The organism is Paenibacillus solani, assembly GCF_050475945.1.
Taxonomy (GTDB): domain Bacteria; phylum Bacillota; class Bacilli; order Paenibacillales; family Paenibacillaceae; genus Paenibacillus_AQ; species Paenibacillus_AQ solani_A.
This window is the reverse complement of sequence record NZ_JBCMXJ010000018.1, coordinates 222,683-235,444: the sequence shown is the minus strand read 5'-3', so window position 1 is coordinate 235,444 and position 12,762 is coordinate 222,683. Positions and strand designations below refer to the sequence as shown.

The following is a 12,762-nucleotide window of genomic DNA, read 5'->3' as shown; positions in this document are numbered from 1 at the left end:
TACGCTTCTCCAGCAACGATTCCGCCCCCTCCGCTGGTGTATACGTGGAAGTTCATGATTTAAACTTGAGAGTACAATCGCCGAACTTGAGAGTGCAAACCGCCTTGAACTTAGATAGTAAAATCGGGACGTACATTACACCATAAATGCCCTTCCCCTTCAGATCACATAGGGCTACCGCCATGCCATGCGTGCCCCGGAATACACATGCTTGTGTATGTTCCGCAAACAAAAAAGGAACCGGCCAACTCCGGTTCCTTCTCGTATACTCAGTAGTTCCAAACAGACTTTTAACCTAACATCCTTGCGCGGTTTGAATCCTTCACCTATCGGCCTTAATGCTCATCATGTGTTAGATTGCCTGAATTGCGTATGACTCCAGCTAGAACTGTCTCACCCTCCGTACGCTATGCAGCCCTTGATTTTTCACCGCTTCCAGATACTGATCCTCGTTCCCTCATCCGAGCTGTCCACATGGCATCCAAGTCCCATTTCTCTTGTCAGATGATCCACGATGGCCAGGCCGATACCTGTGCCTTTATTGCCGGAGTCACTTTCGATTCCCGGTCCGTGATCGGAAATGACAAGCACGCCTTCAAGCCCCTCTCTCTCCTCCGTATGAATGCCGATATACTGCCCTGATTGGGCGTGGCGGACCACATTTTGGAACAGATTATCAAGAAGCCGCCGGAACCACAGTACGTCTACACTCCATCTGAGCGGCTCATCGCGCACCTGGATGTCAGCTTCGATCCCGGCCTTCTCCCATACAGGATACCAGGCAGCAGCACTTTCCTTGACGATCCGTAGAACGTCGGTAGGTTCCAAACTCAGCTGCACTTTGCCGCTGGTAAGCAGGTTATAGGATAAGAGATTGTCGATGAGGCCCCCTAAATCCTCGATTTTTGATTCGATGAGTGATAGCGATTCTTTCCCTTTCCCACTGAGCGGCTCCCGTTCCATGGAGAAAATATGGCTTCTAATCACGGTTAGTGGGGTTCTGAGATCATGGGACAGATTAGCGATCAGCGACTTGCGGAGCTCTTCTTCCTCACGCTGGCGGTGCTGCCCCTCCTCTAGCTGGAAAACCATATCATTGTAACCCTCTTCCAGCTGTCCAATCTCATCATGCTTGGTTAAAGTAACAGGCTGCGGTAAACCTGTCACCGTATGAGGAGACTTCATGGCAGAGCGAAGCCGCAGCAGCCGCTTGCGGATCCGCACGAAGAACAGCCAGGAAACCAGAATGAACAGGCCGGACATCAAGGCCATAAACAGGCCGTAGAGCGCCGGCTCGCTGGCAATCGGCTGCTGGACGTTGAGGTATTTTCTCGGTAGCTGCATGACCATAAATCCTTCTCCCGATCCCTCTCCCCCAATAAAAGCCACGGAGGTGAAAGGGTCACTATCCAGGGAACTTTTCATAAACTGCACAGTGTAAAGTGCGCTCCATACCTCAGGAATATTTGGCTGGATCGGCAGTTGAAGCCTGGTCATATTGTCCCCGTCCACCCAGAACATGGAGATTTCCGGATATTCCTGCCGAATCGAATTCAGCTTCTGCTCAATAGCCTTCGGCGAAGCTCCGCTTAACCCGGCTGCTTCCTCGTGCCACATTTTCTCTAGCACCGCACCGCTGGTATATTTTCCGGGAGGAGCCGGTGGCCGCTCCGAGAACGTATCATTCACGAACCAGTAAAAAATAGAGGCTAACGGAAACATGATCGGCATAAATATCATCGCCATCGAGATCAGCAGCAAATATCGGTTGGTCAGCGAATTGCGGAACCTTCCCCGCTTCCTTCCCCATCTCATGCTCTCACCCGATAACCAAGGCCGCGAACCGTCTCAATAATTTCCGGGTTGGCGGGATCCCGCTCCAACTTCTCGCGCAGATACCGGATGTGAACCATAAGCGTTTTGTCTCCCTCGATATAGGACTCACCCCAGACCGACTCATAGATTTGTTCCTTTGTCATGACACGCCCCAGATGCTGGAGCAAATACATAAAGATTTGATGCTGCTTTCCGGTCAGCAGCATTTCCTCGCCGGTATCCTCGTTCACAATCCGGTTCTCGTTTTCATATACGGATAAGTGCTTCACTCTGATAGGCTCCGCGGATTTCACGACGGAGCGGCGCAGAAGCACCTCCAGACGGGCAGCCAGCTCGTCCGGGTGGAAAGGCTTCGTCAAGTAATCATCGGCGAACTCAAGCCCCTGAAGCTTATCATCAATGGAAGTTCGGGCTGACAGCATCAGGATAGGCAATCCGGGATACGCCTTCTTGAGGCGCTGTCCGACGGTAAAGCCGTCAAGCCCCGGTAGCATAACGTCCAGAACAGCGACTGCACACGTGGCTGCTTCCCCGATTGCCTTCTCTCCGCTCAGCAGCCACCTTACCTCATACCCCTTGTCCCTGAGAAAATCGGAGACCCAGCCGCCGATCTCCCGGTCGTCCTCGATATATAGAATGCTTGCACTCATCATTTTTCTTCCCTTCATAACGAATCTTCGAATTCTGAACCATCTTTTGTCATTGTATCATGAGATTGCAAAGGTTAAGACATCCAGGTGAGAGTGACTCTTATCGCCTAAAAAAGACCCCGAGCACTCCTCCTTCCAGGGGCTCGGGGTCTTACTGTGTTTGGCTGTAGTGGTCAGGCTGCAGCCTATTCCACGATTACGGTCGTATAAGGAGGCAGCTTTAAGCTGCTGCCGCTTAGTGCCGCGTTATTGTCAGTTGTTTTGGACAAAGTTTGAAATTCTGCAGATCCATTCTTCGCTGCGAGGTCCACCGTCTGCTCTGTGCCTGACAGGTTATGTACCACCAGGGCACTCCTATCGTTTGTGCGGCGGATATAAGCCATTACTTGCTGGTTACCGGATGAGTAAGATTCAATTGTGCCGCGGTTCAGGGCAGGCACTTCATTGCGCCAGTGGATAAGCGTACGGTAGCGGGACAGCAGAGAATCCTTATCATCCAACTGCTGTTCTACACCCTGCACCTGATCGCCCCGGTTATGCTTTAGCGGCTCCCAGGTCGTCTGTCCCTTATCGCTGCCGGTATTGGACCAGATCATTGGCTCACGGATTTGTTCGTCCGGTTTTGCTCCCTTCATCCCGATCTCTTCACCGTAATAGATAAACGGATTTCCGGGCATGGTCAGCAGGATACCTGCGGCCATCTTGGCGTGATTCCCATCGTCTTTTAACTGCGACATGACACGGTTCATATCATGATTCGTCAAGAATGCGGCATCCGTAAACTTGCCGCCCGATACCTGACTGTACAAACCATACGTCCGCTCCAGGGTGAACGCCAGGTTGTTATCCTTCTCGTTCCTCGCAGCACCAATGATGCTCTCGCCCAGGCTAAAGTTGAAGCCTGAATCAAACGCATTATTCAGATATGGCGCAATAACCGCAGCGGAATTATCCCAAATCTCTCCGACGATATAAGCGTCTGGATTCACCTCATTCATGCTGGCGCGGAATTCCTGCCACCATGCTGTATTCTTAGCCGTTGTCTCCTCACCCTTATCGGACATCATATCCTCATAAATATGTTTCGCTGCATCGATGCGAAATCCATCGACACCGAGTTCCAGCCAAAACTTCCCGATTTCCTTCATTTCCTCGCGGACCTTGGGATTATCAAAGTTCAGATCGGGCATTCCGCCCCAGAACGTGCCCATATAATGAGCCCCGTTCAGCTCATGCCAAGGCGAACCGCTGCCTGCCGCACTTACCCCCGAAGGGGTCTTTCCTTGATCCTCGGCCCAGATGTACCAGTCGCGGGTAGCCGAAGCTTTGTCACTCGCTGCCTGCTTAAACCAGTCATGCTCCGTGCTCGTGTGATTGACCACCAAATCCATAATAATCTTGATCCCACGCTTATCCGCTTCGTTAAGCAGCCTCTTAAAATCATCAAGCGTCCCGTAGTCAGGGTGAATCGAACGATAGTCCGTCACATCATAGCCGTGATAGCTTGGCGAAGGATTGATCGGCATCAGCCAAATCCCCGTCACACCAAGATCGGCGGTCGTGTTCGGATCTCCGTCATTCAAATAATCAAGCTTCTCGATGACGCCTTGTAAATCACCGATCCCATCCCCATCGGAATCATAGAATGAGCGTACGAAAATTTCATAATAGACATCGGAAGGCTGCTCATCCACTTCTGTTGTTACCATGGTTGCTGAAGTTTTGGATTCCGGCTGCTTTGTTTCAGGTGCCGCTATCGGCTTAGTCTCTTGAGATGGAGAAGCCGTGCCGCTGCAGCCTGCAAGCAGGCTCCCCGTAAGAACAATGGCGGTAAGATATATAGACAGAGTCCTGATTTTTCTTCGCTTATTATTATGTACCATACTGATGACCTCCTGTTCGATGCAGCTAATATTCAAGCGCGAACACCTATGCCTTCCATCAATTCACAATGGCGCAAACGTTTGAATAATTACCTTCTATTATATTCCAATAAACCGTTTACAATTCGTTATTAATCTATGTCCCTATGTGTTGTCTCCCTTTTATTCAGGCTGCTCTTTTATATATCATAACTGACTTATTCAATTTGTTAAATCGTTTGCACAAAGCCGTTTCATGTCATTTTCCTGATATTTATCGATATAATGCCATCTTTCCTCTCATTTTCTTTCCCTTTCTTTGTTTTTTATACGTTTGTGAATGAAATGCCCTGAACTGACTTGGATACGTATTTACAAGCCTGTCGTTTAACGTTAATATAGCATTGTGAAACCGTTTAAAAAATCGGTTACATATGGCTTTAGATCAAGATGTTTCGTGTATAATCAGGGCCTTACGAACCCACAATTGAATAAAGAAGAACGGACCGCGACTAGCGGAAATTATTCTTGTGAAATAAGGAGCACACACGCTGTCGCTTTCTTATTTTCAAAAAAACGCAAACGGTTCCACTGGAGGTCCTATTATGTCTGTAACGATAAAAGATGTTGCAAAACGAGCTGGCGTATCCCCTTCCACCGTCTCCCGGGTACTATCCAATCATCCCAGAATAAGCCGCGAGACCTCCCGCAAGGTAAAAGAGATTATGGAAGAGATGGGCTATCATCCTAATATCATGGCGAAGAGCCTCGTTTCCAAAACGACCGAGAGCATATGCGTCATTCTGCCAAAGCCTGCAGAAGAATTATTCCTTAACTTATTCTTCATGGAGCTGATCCGGGGTATTGTCACACAGGCGAACCGTTCGGGATACGATGTAGTACTCAGTTCAGGAGGCAACGAGAAGGAAGAGGTCGAAGCTGTATCCCGTCTTCTTAACGGCCGCCGCGTTGATGGCGCTATCCTGCTCTATTCTAGACAGGACGATCAGGTGGTCGATTTTCTCAAGTCCAACAACTACCCGTTCGTGCTTGTCGGCAGGAGCGAGAAATACCCCGATCTACTATCCGTCGATACCGACAATGTGCAAGCTGCCTATGATGCAACCAAGCATCTGATCTCACTGGGACATAAGCGGATTGGCTTTGTAAGTGGTCCGCCTAATCTGATCGTATCTCAGGACCGGATCAAAGGTTATGGCAAAGCACTTGCCGATGCAGGTCTCGAGATGAGAAAAGAATGGATTGTCGAAGGTGAGTTCCTCCAGGAGAGCGGCTATCGGGCAATGTCCTTTTTCATGAATCTGCCTGAGCGGCCAACGGCGCTTGTCATTGTTGACGATATCGTATCTTTCGGGGTACTGCGGGGACTTCATGAGCTGGGATATAAGGTGCCTGAAGATGTTTCTATTATCAGCTTCAACAACATTTCATTAACCGAACTGTCAACACCGCCGCTCAGCAGCGTGGACATCGGCATTTATAATCTGGGTTATACCGCATCCCAGGCGCTGATTCAGACCATCCGCAACGATGATAACACGATACTGCCGCATCGTTACATTATTCCGCATCGGCTTATGATCCGCGAATCCTCCATGTTTTCACTGCCGAAATCTTAGGATTCCGTTGACAGACCGAGAAGATCACGATGAAGATTCACAAAATAAAGAAGCATCGAGGTGCTTCCTTTATTTTTGCAGCTTGGTTCAAACGTTTGCACTAATTGACTGAGGAGGATATTCATGTCATCCATAACCGCTTGTTTATTCGATCTTGACGGTGTTTTGGTGGATACCGCCAAGTATCACTACATTGCCTGGAAGCGTCTTGCCAATGAACTGGGCTTCGATTTCAGGGAACAGGATAATGAACGCCTTAAGGGAGTAAGCCGTATGGCTTCGCTCAATATTTTGCTTGAAATTGGGGGCGTAACGCTGGATGAGAGCGCCAAGCTGGCACTGGCCGAGAAGAAGAACGCCTGGTACGTCGAGTATATTTCCAAAATGGATGAATCCGAGATTTTGCCTGGTGCCCTCGAATTTATTCAAGCTTTAAAGGAACGCGGCATCAAAGTTGCGCTGGGCTCTGCCAGCAAGAACGCTATGCTGATCCTGAACAACACCGGCCTTACACCTTACTTCGACGCTATCGTCGATGGAACGAAGACCAGTCAGGCGAAGCCGGATCCGGAAGTATTCACGCTGGGAGCCCATGAGCTTGGCGCTCAGCCAGAAGCCTGCGTTGTATTCGAAGATGCCGAAGCCGGAATCGAAGCTGCTATCCGTGCGGGGATGCGCAGCGTCGGCATCGGTTCGCCTGAAACCCTGGGTCAGGCCAACATCGTTCTTCCCTCCCTGGAAGGATTCACGGTGGACTGTCTGCTGGAATTGTAGGCGAATACGCACATATGCTTACAGCATCCAGCAGTTTCATCCTATATAGATCTGCAACCATTTTTCCTAAAAACAAAGGAGCCGATGATTGTGAAACAATATTTAAAGCTTGATGAATGGTCAATTATTGAAGAGGGATTTGATCCTCACACCCATGAAATCTCGGAGAGTGTCTTCAGTATCGGGAACGGGTTTATGGGCCAGCGTGCCAACTTCGAGGAAGCCTACAGCGGCTCTTCCCTGCAAGGCAGTTATATGGCTGGCGTGTATTATCCGGATAAAACCCGTGTTGGCTGGTGGAAAAACGGTTATCCTGAATATTTCGCCAAAGTGCTGAACAGCACCAACTGGATCGGCATTGGTATTGAATTCGACGGGACACCGCTGGATCTCGCCAAATGTACGGTGAAGGATTTTGTACGTGAGCTCAACATGAAGGAAGGCTTCCTCTCCCGCCGTTTCACCGCTGTTATGGAAGACGGCAAGGAGCTCAAAGTCGAAGCGATCCGTTTTGTCAGCATTGTCCGCCACGAGATCGGTGCCATTCGTTATGCCGTAACTCCGCTGAATTTCAACGGTGAGCTCACCATTACTCCTTATCTTGATGGCGATGTAAAAAATAAAGATTCGAACTATGACGAGAAATTCTGGCTCGAAGTATTTAAGGAAGCAACGCTTGGCTCGGCAGCCGTAACGGTGAAGACCAAGAAGCTTGATTTCCATGTAACCTCCGTTATGTCTTACACCATCTTAAAGAATGGTGAGAAGCTGGAGCTCCAAGCCGAGCTGATAGAGAAAGAGAAATATGCGGGGAACCGCGTAAGTGTGCCGGTATCTGAGGGAGAAACCGTCACCACGTACAAATACGTAGCTAATGTTACTTCCCGCAATCATGGACTCGGCGAATTGGTGGAAGCTGCACGCGCTGTACTGGAACCCGCAGTGGAGACCGGTTTTGAGCAGCTGCTGAAGGAGCAAGCCGATGCTTGGGCCGATAAATGGAAGGAAAGCGATATTGTCATTGAAGGCGATGTAGCTGCCCAGCAAGCGATCCGCTTTAACATCTTCCAGCTGAACCAAACCTACAGCGGCGAAGACGACCGTCTGAACATCGGGCCGAAGGGCTTCACTGGCGAGAAATACGGCGGCAGCACCTACTGGGATACCGAGGCTTACTGCCTTCCATTCTACCTTAGCACGGCGGATGCCAGCATCTCGCGCAACCTGCTGATTTATCGTTATAAGCATTTGGAAAAAGCGAAGGAAAACGCCAAAAAGCTCGGCTTTACCAAAGGCGCGCTGTACCCAATGGTGACGATGAACGGCGAGGAGTGCCATAACGAGTGGGAGATTACGTTTGAAGAGATTCACCGTAACGGCGCGATAGCCTATGCTATTTATAACTATGTAAATTATACCGGCGACTTCTCTTACCTCGGTCAATACGGTCTGGAAGTGCTCGTGGAAATCTCCCGCTTCTGGGAAGAGCGCGTGAATTACGTAGCAGCGAAAGATCAGTATATGATGCTGGGTGTTACCGGCCCGAACGAGTACGAGAACAACGTGAACAACAACTGGTACACAAACCGCATTGCCAGCTGGACGATGGAATACACGCTCGACGTACTCCAATATTTGAAAGAGAACGAGAATGCCCGTTGTGACGAGCTTACAGCGAAGCTTGCCCTGCAGGAAGCCGAAACGACCAAATGGCAGGATATCATCGAAAAAATGTATTATCCGGCAGATGAGGAGCTTGGCGTATTCCTGCAGCAGGACGGCTTCCTTGACAAGGAGCTTGTTCCAGTGAAGGAATTGGACCCGGTGCACCTGCCGCTGAACCAGAACTGGTCTTGGGACCGCATTCTGCGTTCGGTGTACATCAAGCAGGCTGATGTGCTGCAAGGCTTGTTCTTCCTGGGCGACAGGTACGATCTGGCTACGAAGAAACGCAACTTCGACTTCTATGAACCGTTCACGGTACACGAGTCCTCCCTCTCACCATGCGTGCACTCTATTCTCGCATGTGAGCTTGGCTATCAGGAGAAGGCGTACGAGATGTACCTCCGTACCGCCCGCTTGGACCTGGACAACTACAACAACGATACCGAGGACGGCTGCCACACTACCAGTATGGCGGGCACCTGGATGTCCGTTGTGCATGGCTTCGGCGGTTTGCGCGTGAAGGACGGCGTACTGCATCTGAACCCGTTCATTCCGGGTCATTGGTCTTCCTTCTCCTTCAAAGTGATGTTCCGCGGGTCTCGCCTGAAGGTAAGCGTCAAAGGGAATGAAACCATCATCGTGAATGAAACAGAAACACCTGCCCTCCTGAATGTAAGCGGGAAGGAATTCAGTATCGACGGATTTGGGGAAATAACGACGGCTGCAAGATAAGAGCACATGGCTTTATATCAGAGAATTGCATATAAAAAAACAAGAGCCCGATGGAGGATTCCAGCGGGCTCTTACTCTATAGGAAAACGGACTCGCCCAAGAACCATTCGCTAATCCTTGACGGGTCCGTTTTCATGTTTCGTACCAGGCATCTGCATCGTCGGACTTTAGCCGGACGTACGGAATTTTAGCTTCCGCTCCTCACACTCTCAGGAATTCGAGTATGTATGCTATGAATAGGTTATTCGAGAGTGCGGTTCAAGCGGAGGTCTTTCAGCTGGCTTTCCGAATAAATACCCTTGTGAGAGCTCAATTCCAATATCTCGGCAAAAATGAAACTCCTCTCGTCGCTCAATGCCTTCAGCTAATACCATGGCTCCAAAATCATGAGCCATATTCGTGATGATCTCAAGCTGTTTCTGCTGGGCGTGACTCCGATCACAATGATCGATAAGGCTTCGGTCAATCTTTACATAATCCGGCTTAAGCCTCACCATCTGCTCCAATGTGGAATAGCCTGCTCCCACGTCATCCATGGCAACGGATATTCCGTGGCTACGGTATACCTCAAAAATGGATTGCAAATGTTTGATATCCTCAATCTTCTCGGTCTCCACAACCTCAAACACAAAATCCTTTGGATCCAGCTGGAGCTTGTCGATGGTATTAAAGGTATGACTTAGACACATTTCTGCATCATATATCGAGGATGGCAGAAAATTGACGAAACGCTTCATGCCCATGGGAAGCCACTCAGCACTCGTCTCAATGGCACTGATGCGTGCTGACCGGTCCAGGAATGAATGCAGTCCGGTTTTGCGTGCCGTCTCAAACAGCTCATACGGCTGAAACGCAATGCCCCAATCTACCGGGCGAAGCAGAAATTCATAGGCCACGATCCGCTCGGATGGATCTACGATGGGCTGCATGTAACTCGTAAACTGCTTGTGCAGGATGACACTTACCATATCGTCATGCTCCATCTGCAGTTCGAACCTGCGCATCGGCGTCCACGTAAGCCGTTCGTGAGGAGGTTCTCCACCAGTAACACAGAAGAAGAGCTCCTGACGAATCTTCAGTGGAAGGGGTTTCAGACACTTAATCATAGATTTAAGTTCTGCCCGTACCCTGTACTTCACAGCACAACCTTCATTGTTCTCTTGGATCGCGTAGCCATTCACTTCCAGCAATTGAATAAGCTCACCACTAGCAGGCTTCATATGAACGATCCCCTGGTCCTCAATCGGTTCAAAGGTGCTGCAATTGTCGCAAATCATGTTCGTCCTCCTTGGCAAGCTGGCTCTCACTATGCTTCTTATCGGCATTTTGAATATGATTTCTTTGCATTTTATGGATTTTCTATCGAAGTTATAACCTGTTTTATAAAAAATGCGCAATATTCGCGCAATCCCTCAATCTTCATTCTACAAAATTCGACTCTAAGAGCTGCTAACAACGAAGTATCGATATCCATCTTGTTCCTCTATTTCATGATTTGGTCAAGAAACTTCAGCAGCATTGTCCGCTCTACATCAAAATGCCAGCGGGCATGTCTCTCCTTAGCCGCATACATTGCTGCATCTGCACGCCCAATCAGCTCCTGGTCATTTGCAGCATGATCCGGATATACCGCTATCCCGATACTCGGTGTGGTTATCACCTCATGACCTTCCAGCTCGTACGGCTCGCTAAGCATCGTCCAGATCTCTTCTGCCATCCAGATCAACTCCTGATCCTCGCCGGCTGAATTGATCATGACAGTAAACTCATCCCCGCCTAAACGGGAAACGAGAATCCCCTTCGATTCCAGCGTTTGCAGCCTTTCGGCAACCTTGCGAATGAGGATATCACCAGCACGGTGACCGTACTGGTCATTGACTCGTTTGAACCGGTTCATATCCATATACAGCAATCCTACTCGGGAACCTCTGCGGGCTGCTTCCTGCAGCGAGCTCGACAGTCTTGCGTTAAAATAGCGGCGGTTATACAGTCCCGTAAGATCATCGCGATGCGCCAAGGACTCGCTCTGCCTCAGACTTTCATGCAATCGGTCAAACAAACGGTCATTCTCGAACTGGATCAGAACCTGCCGCAGCAGGATTAGGACCACGCACAGGGCAAGGCCTGTAAAAAGCCCATTCCATCCCCCATACCGCTCAGCCATGAGGACAAACATGCCGCCAAGCACACTATATGGAAGCAAATATCTTACTATCAGGTTACCAACCGATCGTTGCTCCCTCTCGATGCCACGCTGATATCGAATGCGGGTAGCGGATTGTCTGCCGGCAAACCCAATGAAAAATACAGATAACGTATATAGCCAATCCAAGAAAGAACGGACCTCGATCTTCTTAAAATCGGTGAGATAGATATGTAGAGCATCAGCGATAATATAAATACTGCCGCCCAAACATAAATAAATCGTCGCCCGTTTTCCCAATTGCCTTGTATTAAAATATAGCACCAACATAAAAAAAAGAAGTATGATTGCGCACAACGGATACAGCATGTCCACCCATAGACTTCCCTCTTCAACGGCCCATCCCTCAAGCTCAGGCTTGATGAGATACTCCCACCCCACCGTCATCACTGTAATGCCCACGATGACGATATCCAGCATAAACCGCAGCCCCCGGAAATGACCCTGAAGGTGACGGAATAAATAAATGAGCGAACCAGCGAACAGCAGCACTTCGAGGAGCCAGAATAAATGAGATAACAATTGAGGGGAATCGCTTTTTCTCCCAAACCAGAAATAGCAGGCCTGAATTAGCCGGGCGGCGGCATCCCCCATCAATCCGATACTCACCGTGAGCCAGAAATTGCGCAAATGCGCCTCGTATCGCCGGCATACTCGAAACAAATACAAAGAAGCGGCGGCGGGAGCAATAATGACTAGAATATGCTGCATTGAAGCGGCCTCAGGCATCCACAAAGCTATCAACATTTGCATGAATGCATATATTATGGTGAGTCGAATCCACAGATGGTCTCTTGGAGTTAGACTCATAAGCATTCCTCCTCGGCCAAAGGTAAACTTGTTCGCTCTCGGTAATAGGTCTTTTGTATGAATATATCTAATACAATGATACTTTTTGCCCATCCAAAAGTAAAGATCAGGAAATTGAAGAAAATCATCTCTTCGCCTGCTAAAACGGTAATTTATCGCAGATTTGCTCTTGAAAATACGTCCTTATTTTAAAGGAATAATACAGTACCATTTTATCCCAACAGCTATGAAGCGAACAGGGCACTAAACCCGGTATTTATCCAGCCAATTTGGCCTATTTATGCTCGAATCGAGCTGATATGATGTCCGCCAGAATCAATTCAAAGCATGAAATATTAATAGGATCAACCTTTAATATAGTATGGACATTCCCGTTTATTCATCTGCTGAATTCTGCACATGGCTGTTCCGAACTAGACAGGAATTAGGGTTAGGACTATAATAGCGGATGTAAGTCCGATAACTTCATAAATACCAGGGGAGCTGGACATTGGCCGGCTGAGAGTGTATCCCAAGATACTGACCCTTTAAACCTGATCTGGGTAATGCCAGCGTAGGAAGCCCATATATGTGGCATATTATTTGCCGTG

At 48.9% G+C, this 12,762-nt stretch carries 8 protein-coding genes and 1 riboswitch; of the genes, 3 read left to right on the top strand and 5 right to left on the bottom strand.

Translation table 11 applies throughout. The annotated features are described in order from the left end of the window. Nucleotides 1–426 precede the first annotated feature (426 nt). The 3 genes from ABEQ74_RS24575 to ABEQ74_RS24565 form a co-directional block, all read right to left on the bottom strand. On the bottom strand, nucleotides 427–1,815 hold the full coding sequence (locus ABEQ74_RS24575; protein WP_430124846.1) for a sensor histidine kinase: 1,389 nt from the start codon (nucleotides 1,813–1,815) through the stop codon (nucleotides 427–429). Further along, on the bottom strand, nucleotides 1,812–2,486 hold the full coding sequence (locus tag ABEQ74_RS24570) for a response regulator transcription factor (RefSeq protein ID WP_430124845.1): 675 nt from the start codon (nucleotides 2,484–2,486) through the stop codon (nucleotides 1,812–1,814). The genes ABEQ74_RS24575 and ABEQ74_RS24570 overlap by 4 nt, the downstream gene beginning before the upstream one ends. Before the next feature lie 185 nt (nucleotides 2,487–2,671). After that, the gene (locus tag ABEQ74_RS24565) at nucleotides 2,672–4,369 is read right to left on the bottom strand and encodes an alpha-amylase family glycosyl hydrolase (protein ID WP_430124844.1); all 1,698 of its coding nucleotides are present in this window, start codon (nucleotides 4,367–4,369) and stop codon (nucleotides 2,672–2,674) included. Nucleotides 4,370–4,953: 584 nt separating this feature from the next. Here ABEQ74_RS24565 and ABEQ74_RS24560 point away from each other — a divergent pair. The 3 genes from ABEQ74_RS24560 to ABEQ74_RS24550 all read left to right on the top strand — a co-directional run bounded on the left by ABEQ74_RS24560 (nucleotide 4,954) and on the right by ABEQ74_RS24550 (nucleotide 9,159). Then, nucleotides 4,954–5,988, top strand: a complete 1,035-nt coding sequence (locus ABEQ74_RS24560; protein ID WP_430124842.1) for a LacI family DNA-binding transcriptional regulator — start codon at nucleotides 4,954–4,956, stop codon at nucleotides 5,986–5,988. A 123-nt stretch (nucleotides 5,989–6,111) separates the two neighbouring features. Then, nucleotides 6,112–6,762, top strand: coding sequence for a beta-phosphoglucomutase (gene pgmB, locus ABEQ74_RS24555; protein WP_430124841.1), 651 nt, complete (start codon nucleotides 6,112–6,114; stop codon nucleotides 6,760–6,762). Between the two features lie 90 nt (nucleotides 6,763–6,852). After that, a complete protein-coding gene (locus ABEQ74_RS24550) occupies nucleotides 6,853–9,159 on the top strand; it encodes a glycoside hydrolase family 65 protein (RefSeq protein WP_430124840.1) in 2,307 nt (768 codons plus the stop codon). A 230-nt stretch (nucleotides 9,160–9,389) separates the two neighbouring features. Here ABEQ74_RS24550 and ABEQ74_RS24545 read toward each other — a convergent pair whose 3' ends face one another. Then, nucleotides 9,390–10,436, bottom strand: a complete 1,047-nt coding sequence (locus ABEQ74_RS24545; RefSeq protein ID WP_053490174.1) for an EAL domain-containing protein — start codon at nucleotides 10,434–10,436, stop codon at nucleotides 9,390–9,392. A 206-nt stretch (nucleotides 10,437–10,642) separates the two neighbouring features. After that, nucleotides 10,643–12,172, bottom strand: a complete 1,530-nt coding sequence (locus tag ABEQ74_RS24540; RefSeq protein ID WP_430124838.1) for a diguanylate cyclase domain-containing protein — start codon at nucleotides 12,170–12,172, stop codon at nucleotides 10,643–10,645. Nucleotides 12,173–12,638: 466 nt separating this feature from the next. Beyond that, nucleotides 12,639–12,750, top strand: a riboswitch (TPP riboswitch). Nucleotides 12,751–12,762 lie beyond the last annotated feature (12 nt).